Source organism: Catonella sp., from assembly GCF_052169795.1.
GTDB lineage: Bacteria > Bacillota > Clostridia > Lachnospirales > Lachnospiraceae > Catonella.
Genome location: NZ_JBQNBU010000014.1, coordinates 21,239 through 45,682, shown reverse-complemented (window position 1 = coordinate 45,682; position 24,444 = coordinate 21,239). Strand labels below are relative to the sequence as shown.

General features: G+C 36.6%; 20 protein-coding genes, 1 tRNA gene and 1 pseudogene. 20 read left to right on the top strand and 2 right to left on the bottom strand.

The annotated features are described in order from the left end of the window. From ACTTKP_RS03715 to nrdG, 9 genes are all read left to right on the top strand, one after another. Positions 1–683, top strand: a 683-nt coding sequence (locus ACTTKP_RS03715; protein ID WP_442552555.1) for a rhodanese-like domain-containing protein, incomplete at its 5' end; no start/stop codon positions are given. 280 nt (positions 684–963) lie between these two features. Beyond that, entirely contained in the window at positions 964–2,010 is a 1,047-nt protein-coding gene (locus ACTTKP_RS03710; RefSeq protein WP_442552554.1) for a DUF5050 domain-containing protein, read from the top strand. Between the two features lie 18 nt (positions 2,011–2,028). After that, complete coding sequence (locus tag ACTTKP_RS03705; protein WP_442552553.1) at positions 2,029–2,919, top strand: endo alpha-1,4 polygalactosaminidase; 891 nt, start codon at positions 2,029–2,031, stop codon at positions 2,917–2,919. Positions 2,920–3,058: 139 nt separating this feature from the next. Then, positions 3,059–4,534, top strand: a complete 1,476-nt coding sequence (locus tag ACTTKP_RS03700) for a S1C family serine protease (protein WP_442552552.1) — start codon at positions 3,059–3,061, stop codon at positions 4,532–4,534. Positions 4,535–4,693: 159 nt separating this feature from the next. Continuing rightward, a tRNA-Gly gene (locus ACTTKP_RS03695) sits at positions 4,694–4,766 on the top strand. A 125-nt stretch (positions 4,767–4,891) separates the two neighbouring features. Then, positions 4,892–5,848, top strand: coding sequence for an ion transporter (locus ACTTKP_RS03690; RefSeq protein ID WP_442552551.1), 957 nt, complete (start codon positions 4,892–4,894; stop codon positions 5,846–5,848). Between the two features lie 27 nt (positions 5,849–5,875). Next, complete coding sequence (locus tag ACTTKP_RS03685; protein WP_442552550.1) at positions 5,876–6,691, top strand: DNA/RNA non-specific endonuclease; 816 nt, start codon at positions 5,876–5,878, stop codon at positions 6,689–6,691. Between the two features lie 161 nt (positions 6,692–6,852). Then, positions 6,853–9,057, top strand: a complete 2,205-nt coding sequence (nrdD, locus tag ACTTKP_RS03680; protein ID WP_442552549.1) for an anaerobic ribonucleoside-triphosphate reductase — start codon at positions 6,853–6,855, stop codon at positions 9,055–9,057. Further along, positions 9,057–9,587, top strand: a complete 531-nt coding sequence (gene nrdG, locus ACTTKP_RS03675) for an anaerobic ribonucleoside-triphosphate reductase activating protein (protein WP_442552557.1) — start codon at positions 9,057–9,059, stop codon at positions 9,585–9,587. Before nrdD ends, nrdG begins: the two co-directional genes overlap by 1 nt. A gap of 55 nt (positions 9,588–9,642) precedes the next feature. On the opposite strand, the gene ACTTKP_RS03670 is transcribed toward nrdG, so the two are convergent. Continuing rightward, on the bottom strand, positions 9,643–10,758 hold the full coding sequence (locus ACTTKP_RS03670; protein ID WP_442552548.1) for a ribonuclease H-like domain-containing protein: 1,116 nt from the start codon (positions 10,756–10,758) through the stop codon (positions 9,643–9,645). Positions 10,759–11,082: 324 nt separating this feature from the next. Here ACTTKP_RS03670 and ACTTKP_RS03665 point away from each other — a divergent pair, with 324 nt between their 5' ends. The 3 genes and pseudogenes from ACTTKP_RS03665 to ACTTKP_RS03655 form a co-directional block, all read left to right on the top strand. Further along, on the top strand, positions 11,083–13,362 hold the full coding sequence (locus tag ACTTKP_RS03665) for a hydratase (RefSeq protein WP_442552547.1): 2,280 nt from the start codon (positions 11,083–11,085) through the stop codon (positions 13,360–13,362). Positions 13,363–13,590: 228 nt separating this feature from the next. Further along, complete coding sequence (locus ACTTKP_RS03660) at positions 13,591–14,361, top strand: glycosyltransferase (protein ID WP_442552546.1); 771 nt, start codon at positions 13,591–13,593, stop codon at positions 14,359–14,361. 55 nt (positions 14,362–14,416) lie between these two features. Further along, positions 14,417–14,746, top strand: a pseudogene (locus ACTTKP_RS03655) (glycosyltransferase); the annotation flags it as partial. A 210-nt stretch (positions 14,747–14,956) separates the two neighbouring features. Here ACTTKP_RS03655 and ACTTKP_RS03650 read toward each other — a convergent pair. Next, a complete protein-coding gene (locus ACTTKP_RS03650) occupies positions 14,957–15,622 on the bottom strand; it encodes a TetR/AcrR family transcriptional regulator (protein WP_442552545.1) in 666 nt (221 codons plus the stop codon). 205 nt (positions 15,623–15,827) lie between these two features. On the opposite strand from ACTTKP_RS03650, the gene ACTTKP_RS03645 reads away from it, so the two are divergent. From ACTTKP_RS03645 to grdC, 8 genes are all read left to right on the top strand, one after another. After that, on the top strand, positions 15,828–15,971 hold the full coding sequence (locus tag ACTTKP_RS03645; protein ID WP_442552544.1) for a hypothetical protein: 144 nt from the start codon (positions 15,828–15,830) through the stop codon (positions 15,969–15,971). Positions 15,972–16,192: 221 nt separating this feature from the next. Next, a complete protein-coding gene (locus tag ACTTKP_RS03640; RefSeq protein ID WP_442552543.1) occupies positions 16,193–17,518 on the top strand; it encodes a glycine/sarcosine/betaine reductase component B subunit in 1,326 nt (441 codons plus the stop codon). A 13-nt stretch (positions 17,519–17,531) separates the two neighbouring features. Then, positions 17,532–18,839: a betaine reductase selenoprotein B gene (gene grdH, locus ACTTKP_RS03635; RefSeq protein WP_442552542.1), complete on the top strand. Its 1,308-nt coding sequence runs from the start codon at positions 17,532–17,534 to the stop codon at positions 18,837–18,839. Positions 18,840–18,942: 103 nt separating this feature from the next. Then, on the top strand, positions 18,943–20,454 hold the full coding sequence (locus ACTTKP_RS03630) for a BCCT family transporter (protein WP_442552541.1): 1,512 nt from the start codon (positions 18,943–18,945) through the stop codon (positions 20,452–20,454). 194 nt (positions 20,455–20,648) lie between these two features. Next, on the top strand, positions 20,649–21,596 hold the full coding sequence (gene trxB / locus ACTTKP_RS03625; RefSeq protein WP_442552540.1) for a thioredoxin-disulfide reductase: 948 nt from the start codon (positions 20,649–20,651) through the stop codon (positions 21,594–21,596). Between the two features lie 123 nt (positions 21,597–21,719). After that, positions 21,720–22,043: a thioredoxin TrxA gene (gene trxA / locus ACTTKP_RS03620; protein WP_442552539.1), complete on the top strand. Its 324-nt coding sequence runs from the start codon at positions 21,720–21,722 to the stop codon at positions 22,041–22,043. 195 nt (positions 22,044–22,238) lie between these two features. Continuing rightward, positions 22,239–22,712, top strand: a complete 474-nt coding sequence (grdA, locus tag ACTTKP_RS03615) for a glycine/sarcosine/betaine reductase complex selenoprotein A (RefSeq protein WP_442552538.1) — start codon at positions 22,239–22,241, stop codon at positions 22,710–22,712. Positions 22,713–22,900: 188 nt separating this feature from the next. Then, the gene (gene grdC, locus ACTTKP_RS03610) at positions 22,901–24,436 is read left to right on the top strand and encodes a glycine/sarcosine/betaine reductase complex component C subunit beta (RefSeq protein WP_442552537.1); all 1,536 of its coding nucleotides are present in this window, start codon (positions 22,901–22,903) and stop codon (positions 24,434–24,436) included. Positions 24,437–24,444: the final 8 nt, after the last annotated feature.

The window sequence follows — 24,444 nt, the reverse complement described above, 5'->3', positions numbered from 1 at the left end:
GCACCGGTATGAATGAAAAGACTCTGAAAAAAGAGGGAATTCCTTACGATTATGTTTATGTAATTCCACAGGATAAGGTAGGTATTATGCCAGAGTCCTATCCGCTTTTCTTAAAAGTTCTTTTCGATAAGACAAGTGGAAAGATTCTTGGAGCACAGTCTGTAGGCAGACATAATCCGGAAAGACGCATTAATATTATTGCGACAGCAATTGCTTTTGGTGGAAAAGTTCAGGATCTTGCAAACATTGAGTTCTGCTATGCACCTGTAATGGGAACTGCAAAGGATGCTGTAAATATGGCAGGTTTGGTAGGTAGCAACATTCTTAACGGAGTATTCAAACAGGTTCCTGTTACTAAGGTGCGTGAACTTGTGGAAACAAATGCGATGATTATCGATGTTCGTGAAGTGGGAGAATATGAAGCAAGTCATATTAAGACAGCGGTTAATATTCCACTTAGTGAAATTCGTGACAGACTTTCAGAGATTCCAAAGGATAGACCTGTATATCTTCACTGCCGTTCTTCTCAGAGAAGTTATAATGCAATCATGATGCTTCAGAATAACGGTTATGAAAATGTATATAACATCTCCGGTTCTTTCCTTGCATTATCCTACAATACTTACGGAGAAGTGACATTTGAAGGAAAAGAAAACATTCTTACAGGATATAACTTTAACTAAGTGAGAGGGAATGTAATTTGTGCTTTTCCTAAAAGCTTTAGATTAGAGGAATAAAATAAGTGAATTAGAGGAAGAGCCTTAGCTTTTTCTGTTGTGAGCATCAGTTCATAAAACGGAAAGCTAAGGCTTTTCTTTATGGTATTTGAGTAAGAAATACAGCAAGATAAGATATTAGAAATATTTTTATTGAAACTTTTATATATAATGCCCTTCAATTATATTGAAATAGAGACAAAAGGAAAGTATAATTATTATAAAATACTAGGGAGGTATGATGCGTATGAAAAAAGCTGGCAGATGGAAAGCAAATTTGGCGGCAGTTTTAGTATTATTTTCAATTATCATGGTTTTTGTCATAGCTAGACTTTCGGGAAGGGTAATTCCTAATACAGAAGGCGCGATAGGCAACACAGCCTGTAACCTTTATAACGGCGGTGTTTTTTGTGCAGATGGCGATAAAATATATTTCAGCAACCTAAAAGACAGAGGCTCACTTTACTCTATGTCTAAAGATTTAGATGATTTTGAATATATACAGGAAGATACGGCAGGGTATATCAACAATACTAATAATTATATTGTCTATTCAAGGCTTAATTATACAAGAGATGATACAGTTAAAAGAGTGCTTCAATTTTCTTATTCTGGCATATATAGAGTAGCTAAGAAAGGGAGCCACAGCATAGGAGGGATATATGCCTATAATGTAGGAGCAGTGAGCTTGATAGGCAATGACATATATTACCAAAGGCATGAAAAAGATGGAAATATGAACCTGTATAGGGCCAGCCTTGACGGAAAGACTGATGAACTCCTGCTTGAAGAGAACATCATGCCAGGCACTCTTACAGGAGGAAAAATGTATTATGCCGGCCTTGAAGATGACCATTATATCTATACGTTTAATCCCTCAACTAAGCAGAAGGTTGTAATATATAAAGGAAACTGCTATATGCCGGCTTTAATAGGAGGAAATATTTACTTTATTTCTCTTTCACAGAATTATAATATAGCTAAAGTGGATGAATATGGACAGAATCCAACTATTTTAGTAAAAGAAAAATGCTCCTTTTATAATGTTACTCCGGACGAACAGTATGTAGTATATCAGGTTGATGATGGTAAAAATAATAGGCTTGAAATGATGAACTTATCTACACTTGATAAAACTGTTATAAAAACAGGAGATTATAACAGCATTAATATCATAGGAGACAGGGTATTTTTTAGAGAGTTTGTAACGGATGAAGTGTATTATTTTTCGTTATCTTCACCAAGTCAGGTAGATACATTTAATCCTCCGGATCTTTCAAAGGATAGAAAATAAATCATAAGGGGCAGTTTGATGGATAATCTTAATGAAAAAGAGAAAGAAATAGAAATAAAAAAGCAGATAAAAAAACTTAGACAGATAGCCATTGCTATAGTTATTATCCCGATGATTATCTTTCTTATAATATTTGTATTTTTAATTAAATCTAAAGCGATGGCCTATGATTATGATGAACGATATGGTGTATTTATAGGCATAGGCAGGAAGGATATTGATAAGCTGAATGCTTATCAGACTGTGGTTATAGATGCAGAGCATTTTACAAAAGCTGATATTACGAAGCTTAAAAAGGCAGGAAAAACAGTATATACTTATTTAAGCGTAGGTTCTTTGGAAGATTTCAGAAGTTACTATAAAGCCTACAAGCATTTGGCAATTTCTAAATATGATGGCTGGGAAGGTGAAGAATGGGCAGATGTTTCAGCTAAGTCATGGCAGAAGCTTATGCTAAAGCGTGCGAAGGAGTTTAAGAAAAAAGGAGTAGACGGTTTCTTTATAGATAATGCAGATGTATATTATGAGTATAAAGAACCACGCATATATAAGGGGCTTGTGAAGATTTTAACAGATATTAGAAAGCTTAATGCCAAAGTAATTATAAATGGTGGGGATGTATTTGTAAGCAAGTATTTACAAGAAAATAAAACTCTTAAGAAGATAGCTGACGGAGTCAATCAGGAAGGAGTGTTTACTACACTTGTTGAAGATAAAAAGAAGGGTGAAGAAATAACCAAGTATTATCTGAACTACCTCACAAAACTTTCTAAAAAAGGAATCCATATTTATCTGACCGAATACATAGTTGAGGATAATAAGGATGATGGGTTAGAAGATAAGATAGCGGATTATTGCAAAGAGCGTGGCTGGGACTATTATATTTCGTATAATTATGAACTTGATTAGAAATCACATTTAGTTCAAAAGTACTTCACAAAGTCAACACAAATTAAATTTATCATAGTGGCATAACAAATGGAGCAAATGCTTTATAGGTTATGCCATTACTGATAATTGAAAATTCTATATTTTAAGGAGGCATATTATGGATAATTATAATGGATTTAATGAAAATGAAAACAATCAGGAAGCTAATAATGGATATTATGGGAATTATCCATTAAATGATGGGAATTTGAATAATAACCGTTCGGGTGAGAATATTCCTAAGAGAAAAAAGAACAAATCAAATTCACTTGCGTTTGTATTGGCAGCGGCACTTCTTATTGTAGGCTCGGCAGGAGGTGGTGTATATCTTGGAAACATGCTTTCAGTGAGGCAGGAAACCGGTAATCAGGTGTTAAATAAGACAGAAACAGTAGTTGAAAAAGAAACGAAAAATACAGTTACACTTGCAACTACAGCGGATGGCAAAGGGACTACAGCTACCGGGTCAGATGTATCCGGAGTTGTTGAAAATGTAATGCCATCTATAGTTTCCATCAATAATGTATATGATACTGTTACCACAGACATATTTGGCCAGTCTTATAAGAACCAAACCGGAGGAAGCGGTTCAGGCATTATTATCGGGCAGAATGACGAAGAGGTACTTATAGTAAGTAATAACCATGTGACTGCGGCAAACAGTAATGCAAAGAATCAGAAAATCACTGTTACCTTTAATGATGAAACTACAGCAGAGGCTGCTATTAAGGGAGCTGATTCAGGTGCAGACCTTTCAGTGCTCTCTGTAAAAATGTCTGATATAAAGAAGGATACACTCTCAAAGATAAAGGTTGCCACAGTTGGAGATTCATCCAAGATGAAGGTAGGACAGATGGTAATTGCCATTGGCAATGCATTAGGTTATGGTCAGTCAACTACAGTTGGTTATGTAAGTGCACTTAATAGGGAAATAGCGGACGAGGACTTTACTATGAAGCTTATCCAGACAGATGCAGCTATCAATCCGGGTAACTCAGGAGGAGCATTATTAAATGCGAAAGGTGAGGTAATAGGCATTAATTCAGTGAAGTATGCTGATGAAAAAGTAGAGGGAATGGGATTTTCGATTCCAATTTCTACAGCTCTTCCAATCATAAATGACCTTATGAACAGAGAAGAGATTGCTGAAAATGAGCAGTCATATCTTGGAATTATGGGCAGGGATGTAACTAAAAACTACAACCAGATTTATGGTATTCCAATTGGTGTATATATTACAGATACTACAAAGAACAGTCCGGCGGATAAGGCAGGACTTAAGATGGGCAATATAATTACAGGATTTAATGGAGTCACAGTAAAAACTATGGCTGAGCTTCAGGCGAAGCTTGCTACAGTCAAGGCGGGAACAGCAGTTAAGCTCACTATAATGCAGTATGATAACGGTCAGTATGTGGAAAAAGAAGTTCAGGTAGTTTTAGGTAATAGGTCTGAATTAAAAGACGGAAGTGATAATAATAAAAACAGTGATAATGAAGAGAACAATATTTCTGAAGGAGATAATAGGATACCTTTTGGAGGAAGAGAAGGAGGCTCAGAAGAAAATCCGTTTGGATTCTTCTTTAACAGGTAAGTTTTATAAAATGTATAAAATATTCAAATAATTTATATTATTTAGATAAATTGTCGAACTTATAAAAAATAGTAAAAAATAGCTTGACGAAAGTTATTTGGTGTGTTATACTCTTTCTTGCAAGTGAGACATACAAAATCACTTGCAGGAAAGAAGTTAGCGCGAGTGGCTCAGTTGGTGGAGCACAACCTTGCCAAGGTTGGGGTCGCGGGTTCGAGTCCCGTCTCGCGCTCTGTTGTGTTGTTGTGGTCGTATGACTCCTAAGAGGCTGCTTTTGCAGTCTCTTATTTTTTTGTTTAATAAGGAATTAGTGTGTGCAAGCGCACACTTTTTATTAAATGATTTTAGGAGATGGAAATGCTTAAGAAAAAATCGTTGAAACTTAGGATATTTGAAATTATTCAAATTGGCAGCAGAGAAGATTTATCCAGTAGGGCAGGAGATTTTATAATAGTCACCTCTATACTATTGAATATTTTAGTGCTGTTTTTAGGAACTTTTGAAGAATTAGCAGATTATAACAGGATTTTTAAGTTAATAGAAGTAGTGACTATTTTTATATTTTGCATAGAGTATGTACTTAGAATATGGACGGCAGAATATATTTATACAGGAATGGAAAAATGGAAGGCCAGATTGAAGTTTCTTATATCGGCTGAAGGTATAATAGATTTGCTAACTATACTTCCGTTTTTTTTCTTATATGGATTTGCGGCTTTTAGGATGCTTAGGGTGGTAAGAATATTTCATCTGTTCAGACTTAATACCACCTACGATTCCTTCAATGTAATAACCTCGGTATTACTTGAAAAGAAAAATCAGATACTGTCTTCAATATTTATTATAATAGTACTTATGTTAGCATCTTCCCTCTGCATATATGGTGCAGAGCATGAAGCACAGCCGGAAGCATTTAGAAATGCTTTTTCGGGCATATGGTGGACTATGTCTACAATATTTACTGTTGGCTATGGGGATATTTATCCGATAACTACTGTTGGAAAGCTAATGGGTGTGGTAATCACTTTTCTTGGGGTAGGAGCAGTGGCGATACCTACAGGTATTATCTCAGCAGGATTTGTAGAAAATTATACAGAGATGCAGAGAAACCGTTTGAATGATGCGAAAAATAAGGCTGCAAATAGTCTTACTGTAGAGAAAAAGAGTGAAGATATTGGTAAGTTTATTAATGAAATAGAGAAGAAATATGGGGTTGATATAGTTGTAGTGTTAAGGGATGGAGTAATGGTGCTTGCGGAAGATAATATAAGGGCTAAGGCCGGAGATATTTTGATCTATAGGGAGATTATTTAATAAATAATTTTATGATTGGAGAGCTAAATGAAAATATTAAGAACCCTCAGAGTGGCAAGAAAGCTTAAGAGAAACTTTTTGGTACTGATTTCTATTTGTGGAATTATTTTTGCAGGAAGTAAGACAGAGGATTTTAATCTATTAAAATATTTTGATGATGTAAAAAGCTATACCGAAACAGAGGGAGGCAACCGCATTGAGATAAATGCAATACCTCAGTATTCGGGAAAGCCCTTTGTAAAGATAAATAGCAATGTTCCGTCTTTTTCAGTTAAGGATGAAAAAAGAATAGAGGAATATAGTGAATTGGATAAATATGGAAGATGCGGACCGGCTATAGCTAAGGTGGGCAAAGAGCTTATGCCTGATAAAAAAAGGGAATCTATAGGGCAGGTAAGGCCAAGTGGATGGCATACTGTTAAATATGAGGGAATAATAAAGGACAGGTATCTTTATAATCGCTGTCATCTTATAGGTTATCAGCTTGCAGGGGAAAATGCAAATGAAAAAAATCTTATTACAGGAACAAGATATTTGAATGTAGACGGAATGCTTCCGTTTGAAAATGAGATAGCTGATTATGTAAAATCAACCGGTAATCATGTTTTATACAGGGTTACTCCTATATTTAAGGGGAAAGAGCTTGTAGCAAGAGGAGTACAGATGGAGGCAAAATCTCTGGAGGATGGAGGCAGAGGAGTCTCTTTTAATGTATATTGCTATAATGTTCAGCCGGGAATTATAATTGACTATAAGGATGGTAGCAGTTATGCGGATGCTAAAATTAAAAAAGGACCGCAAACGAAAAAGAGTTCAAAAAATAAAAGGAATAAGAAAAAATAAAGTGATTTAACTCAGTAAACATCGAATGAAAGTTTGAAAAATGATAAAATTAAATTATTATTGCTCTTGAATAAAATCTAAATATGATATAGAATATACAAGATATTGTATTTCTTTAACTGAAATAACAATATCTATTAAGAATTAAGGGGTTATCTATAATGAAGATTATCAAGAGAAGCGGACAAGAGAATACATTTGATGGCAATAAAATTACTATAGCAGTAAAGAAGGCTAATGATGAAGTCCTGGCTGATGATTTAAAGCTTTCTGTTGAAGAAGTACTTAGGGTTACTGAAAATGTAACTAAGGTGTGTCAAAGTATGAACAGAGCTTTAAGTGTTGAAGAAATTCAGGATCTTGTAGAAAATGAGCTTATGAAGACGGGCAAGACTCATGTTGCGAGAAAGTACATCACCTATAGATATAAAAGGGCTTTAGTCCGTCAGGCAAATACCACTGATGATCAGATATTAAGCCTTATTGAATGTGACAATGAGGAGGTTAAACAAGAGAATTCCAATAAAAATCCTACTGTAAACAGTGTGCAGAGAGACTATATGGCAGGTGAGGTAAGTAAGGATATTACCAGGAGATTTTTGCTTTCGGAGGATATAGTAAGGGCACATGAGGAGGGGCTGATACATTTTCATGACAGTGATTATTTTGCCCAGCATATGTACAACTGCTGCCTTGTGAATCTTGAAGATATGCTCCAAAATGGTACTGTTATTTCTGAAACTCTGATTGAACGCCCAAAGAGTTTTTCTACAGCCTGCAATATAGCGACTCAGGCAATAGCTCAGATAGCCAGTAACCAGTATGGCGGTCAGAGTATTACCCTGAGCCATCTTGTACCTTTTGTAGATGTGAGCAGACAGAAGTACCGTAAAGAGGTAGTGAAAGAATTTGAAGCTGCCGGAATAGAGATTGATACGGATAAAGTAAATAAGGTAGCAGAACTGAGGGTAAGGGAGGAAGTACGGAGAGGTGTACAGGTAATCCAGTATCAGGTAATCACCCTTATGACTACAAATGGGCAGGCACCGTTTATTACAGTATTTATGTATTTGAAAGAGGCTTTGGAAGGGCAGACAAGAGATGACCTTGCACTTGTTATAGAAGAAATGTTGAAACAGCGGATGCAGGGAGTTAAGAATGAAAAGGGAGTATGGATTACTCCTGCGTTTCCAAAATTAATTTATGTACTTGAAGACGATAATGTGAATAAAGACAGTAAGTATTATTATCTTACGGAACTTGCTGCAAGATGTACGGCAAAACGCCTTGTACCTGATTATATTTCTGAAAAGGTTATGCTTAGGGAAAAAGGCGATGTTTATCCTTGCATGGGATGCCGTTCTTTTCTTACACCTGACAGGTTTACAGATTTAGGAATAGGTAATATAGCTAATGCTAAGAACTTTGATGAAAATAAACACAAATACTATGGAAGATTTAATCAGGGAGTTGTTACAATCAACCTTGTGGATGTTGCCTGCTCTTCCAAGAAAGATGAGGAAGAATTTTGGAGAATCCTTGATGAAAGGCTGGAACTTTGTCATAAGGCATTAAGAGCCAGACATGACAGACTTCTTGGTACGCTCTCCGACTCAGCTCCAATCCTTTGGCAGAATGGAGCTATTGCCAGGCTCGCAAAAGGAGAGAAGGTGGATAGGCTGTTATATGATGGATATTCAACCATATCTTTAGGATATGCAGGAGTTTATGAAATGACTAAATACATGAAGGGGGTCAGCCATACAAATCCTTCAGGCAAAGAATTTGCGTTGAAGGTTATGGAGAAGTTAAACGAGGCTTGTAACAGATGGAAAAAGAAAGAAAACATCGATTATTCAGTGTATGGTACACCTTTAGAGTCAACTACTTATAAGTTCTCAAAATGTTTGCAGAAGCGTTTTGGTATAATAGAAGGAGTAACTGATAGAAATTATATAACTAACAGTTATCATGTTCATGTATCAGAAAAAATTGATGCATTTTCTAAATTGAAGTTTGAGTCGGATTTCCAAAAGCTCTCTCCGGGAGGAGCCATAAGCTATGTTGAAGTACCTAATATGAGCAATAATATAGAAGCAGTAGTTTCTATTATGCAGTATATTTATGATAATATTATGTATGCTGAGTTAAATACAAAGAGCGACTATTGCCAGTGTTGCGGTTTTGATGGAGAAATAAAGATAGTGACTGATGAAGATGGAAAACTTGTATGGGAGTGTCCAAACTGCGGCAATAGAAATCAGGATAAGATGAATGTTGCAAGGCGTACCTGCGGTTACATAGGTACTCAGTACTGGAATCAGGGACGCACTCAGGAAATAGCGGAGAGAGTTCTTCATTTATGATGAGATATTGTGAAATAAAATATTTTGATGTAGCAAACGGTCCGGGAATCAGAACCAGTCTTTTTGTAAGTGGATGTACGCATCACTGTAAAGGCTGTTTCAATGAAATGGCTCAGGACTTTAATGCAGGAAAAGAATATAATGAAGAGGTGGAGGGGGAGATAATATCTTCCCTTTCTCCTGATTATGTTGCAGGTCTTACCCTGCTTGGCGGAGAGCCTATGGAATTAGTAAATCAGGAAGGTATAGCAGGGCTTATTAGAAGGCTTAGACGGGAGATGCCGAAGAAAAATATTTGGGTATTTTCGGGTTATACATTTGAGGAACTGCTTGACAGTCAGAATGAACGCTGTCATGGGAAGTTTACTATGGAAATTTTAGAAAATATTGATGTACTTGTAGACGGAAGATTTATTTTAGAACTTAAAAATCTTAGTTTAAGGTTTAGGGGTAGCAGTAACCAGAGAATAATAGATGTAAAACAAAGTTTAGCTAATAACAGTATAGTTCTTACAAAATATATGGATTAAAAAGAACCGCTTGTAAATTACAGGCGGTTCAGTATTTTTATTGTAAATGGATTTATCAGGATACAAGGAATTTTAGGAAAGATTTAAATATGAGATTTAAATTTTCTTTTGAATCAAGCAGGCTATTGTCTAGTGGAGTATAAAAGGATTTGTCTGCATAATCTGTTTTAAACATAGGCAGTATTAACTGCTTTGGAACTTTGATAAAAGTAGCCTGATGTTTGGTATAGCAGTTTGAGGCAGTTGCTTTTTCTTTGTTTTCTTTATCTACAAATGCAGCGAGATTTTTATGTATGATTATGTCCTCTTTTGGAAGATAAAAGTAGTTTTTATAATCTTTATAAAATAATTTAAGTTCTGAATCAAAGGTTTTCAGTGATAGCATAATTTTAATCTGATTATCTATGGGCTTGATTTCGAGATTACAATCATCTTTATAAAGGTTGAAATTTTTAGCAAGCCTATGTTCTACAATAGTAGTAAAAAATATTTTATTTATACTTTTATCTGTTTCAAAGCTGATGTCAAGCATGCAATCGGAATTTATAAGCTGATTTATCTTTTGCAGGAAGTTATAGAGGCAAGTAAGTCTTGCCATGCCTATCAGGTCATCGCTGTTATGTAAAAGCAATGTATGATAAATCTCCTCTTTCTCAGCTGTTTCACCGTATCTAAGCCTTAGATACATTGCATACCATTTTATAAGTTCTCCTCCCGAATATTTATCATCTCTGGCTATACTTAGATAGTTTTCAATATCTTTTTGTTTAAATCTATTTATGCCAAGGAGATTTTTAAAGGAGGAAAAGACCCTGTACAAGTCTATAATTGTAAAATTATCGGTATCAAACCTAAGACCATGTTTTTCAAACTTTTTCTTGAGGTATGGCAAATCGAAGGTTATTCCGTTATAGCAGATTAGATATTTTTTATCTTTTAAGAAATTATTAAAAGTTATAATAGCTTCTTTTTCGGATTTATTGTCCTCAGCAAACCACTGTATGAGGCAGTATTTTCCATTTTCATAATATATGCATCCAATTAGGTAAAGGGCTGTCACATCAGCAGAAAAGCCGGTAGTTTCTATGTCAAAGTAGACGGTTTCTTCCGGTGAGAGGTCGAAAGGGGGTTCAAATATATCAGAACTTAGGACTTTCTTTTCTGTTATCATCTTGTTATATCTTCCTTTAAAATAGTTAGCTATAATTTGCCTATATTGAAAGTTTACTTTCATATAGGCAAATTCAGCAAACTATCAAAATAATTTTATAAATATTATAGCAGATATTTTGTTTAAATCGCAAATATTCAAAATTATTTTAAAAGAAAAATAATAAGAGCTATGATTGAGCCTGAGTAAACATTATTGGAAAAATTGTCTTTGGATGAATTGAAAAATAAGCAATCTTTTCCCCGGATGTTCTACTTGATATTTACAATAAAATGTTTTATTATGTCATCAAATTGTAAATATAACAACAGAAACGGAGAATATATGATTAGGTTATCAGAAAATGGTGTATATATAGTAAACGGTAAAGTGTTTGAAGATGGTGAGGACATAGAGAAAATACTTGAAAATGAGGGTGTGAGCCTTACAAAGGAAGAAGCAAAGAAGAATACATTATCTTATGGTATACTTGAAGCTCATAATAAATCAGAAGATATGAAGAGTCTTAAGCTTAAATTTGACTGCCTTGCTTCTCATGATATTACCTTTGTAGGTATAGTGCAGACAGCGGTTGCATCAGGTATAAAGCAGTTCCCTGTGCCTTATGCACTTACCAACTGTCATAATTCACTTTGTGCTGTAGGTGGGACTATAAATGAAGATGACCATATGTTTGGACTTTCCAGTGCCAAGAAGTTCGGCGGAATGTATGTACCACCTAATCTTGCGGTTATTCATCAGTTTGCAAGAGAAGTGCTTGCAGGTGGTGGCAGGATGATACTTGGTTCGGACAGCCACACCAGATATGGTGCACTTGGTACTATGGCTATAGGAGAGGGTGGCCCTGAGCTTGTTAAGCAGCTGCTTGGTCAGACCTATGATGTTGCCTGTCCTGATGTAGTAGCTGTAAGACTTACAGGAGAGCCTGTGAAAGGTGTAGGCCCTCAGGATATAGCCCTTGCAATTATAGGAGAGGTCTTTGAAAAGGGCTATGTAAACAATAAGATAATGGAATTTATCGGAGATGGAATTAAACATCTGAGTGTTGACTTCAGAATAGGCATAGATGTTATGACTACCGAAACCACCTGTCTTTCTTCGATTTGGGAAACTGATGAGAAGGTTAAGGAGTTTTATGAGATACATAAAAGACCGCAAGATTATAAGGAACTTAAGCTTACATCTCCTGCTTATTATGCCGGGCTTATCGAGGTTGACTTGTGTAAAATAAGACCTATGATAGCCATGCCTTTCCACCCAAGCAATACTTATCTGATAGATGAGGTAAATAAAAATCCTAAGGATATTTTACACGAGGTGGAAGAAAAGGCTAAGATAAGCTTTGGTAAAGATATTAATTTCAACCTTACAAATAAGATTAAAAACGGCAGAATTCAGGTAGACCAGGGAATAATAGCAGGCTGTGCGGGAGGCGGTTTTGAGAACCTTTGTGCGGCAGCAGATATACTTAAAGGTAAATATATAGGAAATGATGAGTTCTCTATGAGCCTTTACCCGGCAAGCCAGCCTATTTACATAGAACTTGTAAGGAACGGTACGGTTGCAACCCTTATGGAAACAGGTGCAGTGGTAAAATCAGCCTTTTGCGGACCTTGCTTTGGTGCAGGGGATGTACCTGCAAACGGGGCATTTTCAATTAGACACTCTACAAGGAATTTCCCAAGTAGGGAGGGAAGTAAGCCCGGTAGTGGTCAGATGGCATCGGTTGCTCTTATGGATGCACGAAGTATAGCTGCAACTGCAGCAAATAAGGGAAGACTTACCTCAGCCTGTGAAATAGATGTGGAATATAGCAATCCTAAGTATTTCTATGATGGGAAAATATATGACAACAGAGTATTTAACGGTGTTGGTAAACCTGATTTTTCAGCTGAACTTAAATATGGACCTAATATAGTACCATGGCCGAAGTTAGAAAAACTTGCAGATGATATTTTAATTAAAATAGTTTCAGAAATACATGATCCTGTTACTACAACTGATGAACTTATCCCTTCGGGTGAAACCAGTTCTTACCGATCCAATCCTCTTGGACTTGCAGAGTTCACTCTTTCAAGGAAGGATCCTGATTATGTGGGTGAGGCAAAGAAGGTTAGAAGTATGGAAGAGGAGAGACTTAACGGTAAAGCTTTTACTGATGACGGACTAAAAGAGGTTATAGCCATATTACAGGCCTATGATGATGATTTTAAGCCTGAACTTACGGAGATAGGAAGTGCCATCTATGCGGTTAAACCGGGTGACGGCTCAGCCAGAGAGCAGGCGGCAAGCTGTCAGCGTGTACTTGGAGGACTTGCTAATATTGCAAAGAGTTATGCAACCAAGCGTTACCGCTCAAATGTAATGAACTGGGGTATGATACCGTTTATTTATGAAGATGAAAATATTCCTTTCCATAAAGGTGATTTCATTTATATAAAGGGAATTAAGTCTGTTATAGAAAAGGGAGAGAGCAGTGTGAAGGCTGTAATTGTAAATGAAAACGGAACTAAGGAGATAGAGTTGTCTCTCGGTGCCATGACAGATGAGGAAAAAGATATAATAGTAAGTGGCTGCCTGATTAATTATAATAATAGGGGATAAGATAAATTTTCTACAATAATTATAAAAATAAATGATAAAAAAGTACAAAAATAGGGAAATGGTGAATTGCAAAAGTAACTTCCACACCTAAGTTTAATTTTTTTATTTTAGATACGGTATAGAAGTTACTTTTTACAAATTTTGTCTTTTCTTTCACTTAAGTCAGAGTTCTTAAATAGGACTGTCCCACGATTTATTTCTCTGTTAAATGTAATTGCCCAAAAGCCTATGTCTACAGGAAGTGGTATTTATCTTACTGAGTTGGTAAGAGTTATAGCTGAACAAGGACATACCCAGGGAGTGGTGGCAGGAGTGTGTGAGGAGGACAGTATAGATTTGCCTAAAGAGGCTAAATTTTATCCTGTATATTTTAAATCAGAGGAATTGCCGTTTAATATATTCGGAATGTCTGACGAAATGCCTTATGAAAGTACCCGTTACTGTGATATGACAGATGAAATGGAAGAAAAATATAAAAAGGCATTTTTAAAAGTCATTGATAAAGCTGTAGCTGAGATAAAGCCGGATATTATTCTGTGCCATCATTTATATTTGCTTACAAGCCTTGTTAGGAATAGATTTTCTAAAATAAAAGTCTATGGTTTTTGTCATAACACCGATATCAGGCAGATGGGTAAACATAGTCTTGAGAGAGAGTTTATTATAGATAATGTAAGAAAGCTTGACAAAATATTTGCACCACAGAAGGCTCAGGCAGATGAAGTAGTTAAGACTTATGGTGTAACTGATGACAAGATAACTCTTGTAGGAATAGGATATAATCAGAATATTTTTAATGCAGAAGGAAGAAAAGAAAATAATACCATAAAACGTCTGCTTTTTACAGGGAAGCTCTCGGAGAAAAAGGGAGTAATGAGCTTGCTTAAAAGCTTAAATAGACTTGACTATTCTGAAAATGAGCTGGAGCTTACTTTGGTAGGTGGGGCAGGTAATGAAACAGAATTTAAGCTAATAAAAGAATTGGCAAGAAAAATGTAAATATAAGGTAAACTTTACAGGAAGACTTACTCCTGATGAAGTTGCAGTCAGGTATAAGAATAGTGATGTATTTATCCTGCCATCATTTTTTGATGCGATTCCTTTAGTGGTAATAGAGGCTCTTGCCTGTGGTATGAAGGTTGTGGTAACAAACCTTTCAGGTGTACCTGAATTCTTTGAAAATAACGCACCGAGAGCTAATATAAGGTATGTGAAATTACCTTCTTTAATAAATCTTGATGAGCCTTTGGAAGAAGAACTGCCGAGGTTTGAAACGGAGTTGGCTGAAAAGATAAGAGAGAGTATAGAAGATAATTCAGAAACTGATGCAGATTGTGTAAAAAGTCTTTCTTGGGAGAATATTTTGAAAAAAGTATTAGATTAGTTTAAGACAAATTATTCATAAGATTTTTCAAGAATAATTGGGGTTTAAATAAAAGAAAAGCAGGTTCCCAAATGCCTGCTTTCTTTTTATTCACATATGATGGTATTGTGTGAACCAGAGATGATATTATAATACATTAAATATCAGTATCTGTAAAATTGTTTAATTTTATATAAATGAATATTTATAGGGAAAATGCTATAAATAATTTTATTTTTCAATTACGAAGCATAAGGTAGCCATAAACCTGCTGGTAAGCTCATTTACCTTCTCTATGGTATTTGATGACTTAAAAGTTAAAGCTTCTTCTAAAAGACTTTTGAAGGAAGCAATGATAAGATTATTTGCCAATGTCAGATTATCTTTGTTTAATCTTATATTAGGAAGACCTACTAATGGCTCTAAGATATCATAACACCTTAAATTTAAGTTTTTGCCGACATACATTTTGTGTATGCTGGCGGAATGCTTCTGTTCTTCGTCAGGGAAGATACTATAGTACTCCTCAAATATTGAGGTTAAATCATCGCTATGTTTTCCAAAGAAAAAGTTGTTGTAAATTTTCGGAAATTTAAAAGCATTTAGGCAGAAAAATTTCCATATTTCCATAAAGTTTTCATACTCTGATAAATTCCTTTTACTTAATTCAGCAAGGGAATGGCTATACTCTTCAAAAACTTTAACAGAAGCAAGAGATATTAAATACTCCGAATCTTTAAAATATGAATATAAGGTCGAATTATGAAAACCGGCTTTATCAGCAATCCTTCTAATATGAATATTATCAAAATCCTCATTTTCAATCATTTCCCTGGTTGCGAGAACAAAGGAACGAAGCCTTTCATTTCTTTGTTCAGGTGTAGCTTTATGTGCCATATTGTATATCCTCTTTCATCTATGATATGATAATTAATGGTGCTATAAAGATTTGCAAAAATAACCCCCCAATTTGGGATAAATACACCGATTCATGTATAACGTTTCTTAACAAAACTATATTATACTAAAATAGCACAAATTTCAAATGAAATTAGATAAAATACCATCTTTTAAAGAGGTACAAAAAGCAAGGAGGAACAGTATGAACGCAATGCAGATTATGGAAGGTGAATATATAATTTTATGGACAAGGCAGGTTAAGGTCAAAAAAGAATTGATGGATAGCTGGAAACAATTCTTTGATAAGGCGGATTTGTGCAAAAAGTATACTGAAGGGGCAATATGACAGCTAAAAAAGAGTGGATAATTGAAAAATATATACTATAGATATAAAAAGACTAGCTTTAGCTTTTATTTATTTATTTATATTTTACAATAAATATGAATTCTATATTGACAAAATAGTATAAAGATAGTATATTAAGGTTAGTTGATAAGCGCGCTTAATAAAGTAATTTTTTGTAAAAAATTGCAAAACACAATCACTATGAAAGGAGGATGTAATTCGTGAAACTAGAGATTGGAAATTTTCAGGTAAAAGATATTCAGTTTGGTAGCGAATTATCCTACAAAGATGGAATACTTACCATCAACAAAGAAGAGGCACTTAAAATGGTTCGTGAAGACGAAAGAATTACGGAGGCAGAGCTTTATATAGCAAAGCCAGGTGATAAGATTCGTCTTTGCCCTGTAAAAGAGGCTATTGAACCTCGTGTACGTCTTGACGGCAAAGGACTTTTCCCAGGATACACAAGTCCTTTAAGACAGTCAGGAGAAGGTGTTCTTCATGCACTTAAGAATTGTAGTGTACTTGTAGTTGGAAGACATTGGGGCGGTTTCCAGGACGGACTTATTGATATGAGCGGTCCGGGACAGAAACTCACATATTTTGGTGGACTTAACAATATCGTGCTCGTTGCTGATACAAATGAAGAATTTGAAAAACGTGAGCAGCAGAAGAAAAATGATGCATTAAGGCGTGCAGGTCATAAGCTTGCGGAATTTATCGGTCAGTGCGTAAAGGACTTAACTCCTGAAAGCAAAGATGTATATGAGACAACTCCTATTACAAAGCGTAGTATAGAGATAAATAAGCTTCCTTCCGTTGTAGCTGTACTTCAGCCACAGTCACAGATGGAGGCGCTTGGATACAATGACCTCATTTATGGATGGGACATGAATAAATATCTTCCTACTCTTATGAGTCCTCAGGAAGTGCTTGATGGAGCTTTAATTTCCGGTTCATTCATGCCTTGCTCCTCAAAGTGGTCAACCTATGATTTCCAGAACTTCCCTATTCTTAGAAGACTTATGGAAGAGGATGGAAAGGATTATAATTTCTTAGGTGTAATCATGTCTAACCTTAATGTAGCAATGGAACAGAAAGAAAGAGTTATTCAAATGCTTGTGCAGCAGGCTACTGAACTGGGTGCTGATTTTGCACTTGTTACAGAGGAAGGATATGGTAATCCGGATGCAGACTATGTAGGTGCTATTGCTGCTCTTGAAACTGCAGGTATCAAGGTAGTTGGTGTTGCTAATGAGTGTACAGGTCGTGATGGTGCTTCACAGCCGCTTGTTACACTTGATGAGAAGATTGTGGCTATGGTTTCCACAGGAAATGTATCGGAGCTTATTGAACTTCCTCCAATGGAAACGGTACTTGGAGAGCTTGAAGCACTTGGAAGAGATGGTAACTCAGGTGGTTGGGAAGGTGATGAGGTACTAGGACCTTCTGTAAGACCTGATGGTTCAATCATTATGGAAGACAATGGTCTTTTCTGTGGTGATATGACGGTAGGTTGGTCAACCAAGACTATGAAAGATTTTTAAGGAGGAAACTTAAATGAAAAAGGCGATTGTATATATCAATCAGTTCTTCGGTCAGTTAGGTGGAGAGGATACCGCGGATGTGGCTCCTGAGCTTCGAGAAGGACAGGTTGGTCCTGCAATGGAATTTAATAAAGAATTAGAAGATTGTGAGGTAACACACACGATTATCTGTGGTGATAACTTTATGGGTTCTAATACAGAAGAAGCTGTAAATAAAATATTAGATATGTTAAAGAATCTTCAGTTTGATATATTTATAGCTGGTCCTGCGTTCCAAGCCGGTCGTTATGGTGTGGCTTGCGGAACTATCTGTAAAGCAGTTAAGGAAAAATTTAACATACCTGTCATTACTTCTATGAACGTTGAAAATCCAGGTGTAGAAATGTTCAAAAAAGAAATGATAGTTATGAAGGGTGGAAACATTGCTTCTAAGATGAGACAGGATATAAAGGCTTTACTGGTTGTTGCCAATAAGATGCTTAAGGGTGAGAAGGTTGGCCCTGCGGATGATGAGGGATATTTCCCAACAGGACATCGTCATCAGGTATTCCTTGAGAGTGGAGAGACAGCGGCAGACAGATTTATGAAGATGCTTCGTGCAAGAATTCATAATGAACCTTATGTATCAGAGCTTATTATTCCTAAGCTTGACAGAGTTCCCGTAGCAGCTCCTGTTAAAGACCTTAAGACAATTAAGATTGCTCTTCTTAATACCGGTGGTATTGTTCCTGTAGATAACCCTGACCGTATACAGTCAGCTTCTGCAACCAGATGGGGAAAGTATGATATCTCAAATATGGATAGACTTGAAGGTGGTGTATTTAAGACAGTACACGCAGGATTTGATCCGGCAGCAGCTGATGCTGATCCTAATGTAATTATGCCGGTAGATGCTATGAAGGTTTTACTTAAGGAAGGTTTATATGGAAGCCTTCACAATTATTTCTATACTACAGTAGGTACAGGAACAACTGAAAAAGAAGCTTCAAGAATGGCGAAGGAGATAATACCATTATTACAGGAGGATCATGTTGATGCCTGCATAATGGTCAGCACGTGAGGCACCTGTACACGTTGCGCTGCAACGATGGTTAAGGAAATTGAACGTACAGGTATGCCAATAGTGCATATGTGTAACTTGATTCCGGTATCAAAGACGGTTGGAGCAAATAGAATTGTTCCTACAATTTCGATACCTTATCCACTTGGAGATCCTGCTACATCTAAAGAAGAACAGTGGAAGCTTCGTTATCACAGGGTAAAAGTAGCTGTAGAAGCTCTTGCCAAGGCTATAGACGAGCAGACAGTTTTTGATGTATAAAATAGTATAATGCTATTATTTGACCACCCCTTACCCCTATGGGACAATCGGGGGTGGTTTTTCATTTATAAAGTATAGTTGATATTTCAATGGAGGGAGACCTATGATGACGAATAAAAAAGATAATAGGGTGTTTGTGTTTTCCATTGTTCTTGCGGTTATAGTTGCGGGATGGGCAGTTATATTTAGTGATAACTTTGCTGCAGTTTCGGGAGCAGCTTTTACGTTTTTAACCAATGATTTTGCATGGCTTTATCTATTTGTGGTTTTAGCCTTTGTGGTTTTCTTGCTTTTTATAGCATTCAGTAAATACGGAAATATTAAATTGGGTGCCAATGATTCGGTACCTGAATATTCTACGATTTCATGGTTTGCCATGCTTTTTGGCTGTGGTATGGGTGTCGGTCTTGTATTCTATGGAGTGGCAGAGCCTGTATCTCACTTTGTAAGCCCACCTGTAGGTATGGGAATAGAAGCAGGTACACAGGAAGCAGCAGAATTTGCAATGCGCTCATCATTTATGCACTGGGGATTTGAGCCTTGGGCTTGTTATGCGATAGTTGGTCTTGCGCTAGCTTATTTTATGTTTAGAAGAAATAAAGAAGGTCTGTTAAGTACAGTTTTAGAGCCGCTTATTGGTGAAAAACATGTAAATGGTACAGCAGGAAAGGTAGTTGATATACTTGCTACATTTGCTACACTTGCCGGTGTTGTTACCTCTCTTGGACTTGGAACTATGCAGATAAGCAGTGGTCTGAATTATTTGTTTGGTATTCCTGCCAATATGATGGTGTACATAATAATTATTGTTGCCATTACAATGGTGGTTGTCTGGTCAGCTATGTCGGGTATTGGAAAGGGAATTAAGTTAATATCAGATGCTAACCTTTACATAGCTTTAGGATTTATGCTTCTGGCGTTTATAGTTGGGCCTAAAGTTCCTATCTTAAATGATTTGGTAAATTCACTTGGGCAGTACTTACAGAATTTCGTTCAAGATAGTCTTACTGTTCATCCTTTTGGAGATAATAGTTGGGTTGCAGGCTGGAGAGTGTATTATTGGGCTTGGTTTATAGCCTGGGGACCATTTGTAGGTGTATTTATAGCGCGTATTTCAAAGGGAAGGACTATAAGAGAGTTTATAATGGGTGTTATGCTGGCTCCTGCCCTTGCATCATTTGTATGGTTTTCCATTTTTGGAACACTTGGACTTGATCTTGGAATTAATGGAACGCTTTCAATGGAAGAAATGGGGGAAATAGCTGCAAATCCATCGGTAGGACTTTTTGTGGTATTTAGTAAATATCCAATTGGGTTTGTGCTTTCCATAATTGCGATTGTATTACTGTGTACCTTTTTTATTACTTCTGCAAACTCAGGTACTTTTGTATTATCAATGCTTACATCTAATGGTAACTTGAATCCTCCGCAAGGCAACAAGATGATATGGGGTGTGCTTCAGGCGGCTACAGCTATAGGACTTCTTATGGCAGGGGGACTCAAACCATTACAGACAATATCTATCGTTGCAGCGTTTCCATTTATATTCATAATGGTAATGACAGCAATTTCTACAATAAAAGCACTAAAAGATGATGAAAAACTGAAAAAATAGATATAGTATATAAAAAGTGTTTTACAAATATGGTGGATATGTTGTATAATAATCTGCGTATGATATTGTAAATTCAATCAATAACTAAAATTTGCAAAATATTGCAGTAAAATGCAAGATTTTGCAAATTTTTGCAGAAAACTAATTTAATTCATAAATTTTGGATTAAATTAAGAAAAAAAGGAGCGTGAACTATGAGTAAGCTGTATGATGTAATTATTCTTGGGGCAGGACCTGGTGGGCTTGCGGCCGGACTTTACAGTGGTAGAGCAAGGCTTTCTACTCTGATTATTGAAAAGGGCAGTGATGGTGGTCAGATAGCAATCACAGATGAGATTGAAAACTACCCCGGACAGGTGCTTGAAGATGAGAGTGGACCGTCACTTATTGCCAGAATGACCAAACAGTGTGAACATTTTGGTTGTGAGCGTGTAAGTGACACAGTAGTTTCTGTTGAGCTTAAGGGAGATGTTAAGAAAGTTACTTGTAATAACGGTACTTACGAAGGAAAAACAGTAATTATAGCAACAGGTGCTTATCCAAGACCGATTGGCTGTGAAGGAGAGAAAGAGTTTGCAAGTAAGGGTGTATCTTACTGTGCTACCTGTGATGCTAACTTCTTCGAAGGATTTGATGTATATGTAGTCGGCGGTGGAGATTCTGCTGTTGAGGAAGCTATGTATCTTACAAAGTTCGCAAGAAATGTTACCATCATTCATAGAAGAGATGAGCTTAGAGCGGCTAAGTCAATTCAGGAGAAGGCATTTAAGATTGAGAATCTTCACTTTATGTGGGATAGTGCTGTTACAAAGCTTTATGGCGACGGTATACTTTCAGAGATGGATGTTAAGAATGTAAAGACAGGTGAGATTACTCATATTGTAGCGGATGAGGAAGACGGTATGTTCGGTCTTTTCGGCTTCATAGGAAGAATTCCTAACTCTGACCTCTTCAAAGATACGGGGCTTGAACTTGATGAGAGAGGATATTTTATTACTGATGACAATATGTGCACCAATATTCCGGGTGTATATGTAGTTGGTGATGTAAGAGTAAAAGAACTTCGTCAGGTAGTTACGGCAGCAGCAGATGGAGCTATTGCCGCAACTATGGCAGATAAATATGTAAATGGGCTTATCTAATGATACAAGTGTCAAAAGTAAAATTCGATTGAGGCTTACTTGCAAGAGAATTTATTATCTTTTGAGACCCACATCATATTATGTAAATCATTTTATAAAATATATTTTTAGGAGGAAATAGATATGTTAGAAGTAAATAAGGAAACATTTGGACCGGAGGTACTTGAGGCTGAAGGATATGTGTTTGTAGATTTCTATGGTGATGGCTGTGTACCTTGTCAGGCACTTATGCCTTTTGTACATGGTCTTGCTGATGAGTTTGAAGGAAAGCTTAAATTCTGTGCACTCAATACTACACAGGCTCGCCGCCTTGCTATCGGACAGAAAGTTTTAGGACTTCCTGTTATGGGTATTTATAAAGATGGAGCAAGGATTGAAGAGCTTGCTAAAGAAGATTGTACAGAGCCTGCTATAAGAGCTATGGTTGAAAAGTACGCAGCAATGTAGTGAAAAATTATTCGCAATATTTTTGCAAAAAAATCTAAAAAATAAGATAATTTGTAAGAAAATTATCAATAATTTAGGTGGTTTTACATAGTATTGCAATATTATTGTAACTGTGATAAAATTTTTATGTACACGAGATTGCGTTTAGAGCATAAGCTTTAACGATATATTCAAACACTTTGAAAGGAGAATATGATGGCTATCTTAAAAGACAAAAAGGTAGTAATCATCGGTGATCGTGACGGTGTACCGGGTCCAGCTATCAGTGCCTGTGTAGAGTCAGCCGGTGGTGAAGTAATTTTTGCATCTACTGAGTGCTTCGTTTGAACGAGCGCAGGTGCAATGGATCTTGAAAACCAGAAAAGAGTTAAGGAATTCTCAGAGAAGTACGGTCCGGAGAATGTAGTTGTAGTTCTCGGTGCTTCAGAAGGTGAGGCTTCAGGTCTTGCTGCTGAAACAGTTACTGCCGGAGATCCTACTTTTGCAGGTCCATTGACAGGAGTTCAGCTTGGACTCACAGTATACCATATTTGCGAACCGGAGATTAAAGCAGAAGTTGATGAAAGCGTTTATGATGACCAGGTTAGTATGATGGAGATGGTTCTTGATGTTGACGGAATCATTGAAGAGATGACTAATATCAGAAACGAGTATTGCAAATATTTATAATAAGACTTTGCAATTTTAAGAGGTGGCGATGGGGGTTAACTGCCTCATCGCCTTTCCTTTTGTGTTGTTAAATTGCTTCACAGAATATTCTACAAAGTAACAAAGAAAATAACATTTGGGGGATATTGATAGATTCATTATAACCAAGTGCTTAGAAGGTAAAATACTAATAAAACGAGGTGGAAAGTATGAACAGTATTATTAAAGGAACCGGTTATGCTCTTGCACATACACCAAGCATGATAATTCACAATGGTTCTACAGCTGTAACTGAGAAGATTGTTAACCCTGATTCAGAATTCTTAAAGGGTATTCCAAGTCATCTCAGAAGCTATCAGGATGTTGTTGATTATTGGCCAAATCAGGTTTACATAGGTAATGCTACTCCTGCACAGTTTAAAGAAGTTGAATTTCCATATTTTGATAAGCATATGGAAGGTGCAAACAGATATGGTAAGTTTGGTGAGATTATGCCGGAGGCAGAGTTCCTTCTTTTAGTTCAGGCAAGTGATGTATTTGAAGTAGTTATGCTTGAGAAGGGTTTTGTAGCAGCTCATAAGGAGGAGCTTGCCGCAGACCCTGTTATTACGGAAGATATAATGGCAAGAGTACATGAAGGTTTTGAACTTTCTGAAATCGAACAGTTTGTTAATAATGATGGTGCTGAAGGACTTTATTATGGAGAAACCCTTGTAGGATGTGTAAAGAGAGCACATGACATTGATGTGAACCTTTCGGCGGAAGTTATGCATGAAAACCTTGTAAATAAGGCTTCTAGTGTACTTGCTGTACTTCACTCACTTAAGAGTACGGGATTAAGCAAGGAAGAAGTTGAATATGTTGTTGACTGTTCAGAAGAGGCTTGTGGTGATGTGAACCAGCGTGGTGGCGGTAACTTTGCTAAGGCTGTTGCTGAGATAGCAGGTCTTGTAAATGCTACCGGTTCTGATGCAAGAGGTTTCTGTGCAGGACCTGCACATGCTCTTATTGAGGCTGCTGCCCTCGTTAAGGCAGGAGCATATAAGACAGTGGCTGTTATCGGTGGTGGCTGCGTACCTAAGCTCGGTATGAATGGTAAGGATCATGTAAAGAAGGATGTGCCTCTTCTTGAGGATTGTATAGCTTCTTTCAGTATTATAATTTCTGAGAATGATGGAGTAAGCCCTGAGATAAATCTGGATATAATCGGTCGTCATACAGTTGGTACAGGTTCAGCTCCTCAGAATGTAATAGGAAGTCTTGTGGCTGATCCTCTTGAGAGAGTAGGACTTAAGATTACTGATATAGATAAGTATTCAACAGAGATGCAGAATCCTGATATTACAAAGCCTGCCGGAGCCGGTGATGTTCCTGAGGCTAACTATAAGATGATAGCTGCACTTGCAGTTAAGAAGGGGCAGCTCGATAGAAAAGAAATTCCTGATTTTATTACAAAGCATGGTCTTGTAGGTTTTGCCCCAACACAGGGACATATTCCATCAGGTGCACCATATATAGGTTTTGCAAGAGAAGATATTTTAGCAGGAAATATCAAGAGAGCGATGATAGTTGGTAAGGGCTCACTCTTCCTTGGAAGAATGACTAACCTTTTTGACGGTGTTTCATTTGTAATTCAGGCTAATACTTCTGCTGAAAATAAGGATAGCGGAGTATCTGAGGAAGAAGTAAAGGGTCTTATTGCAAAGGCTATGAAAGAGTTTGCAGCATCTTTAATAACAGAATAATCTGAGGA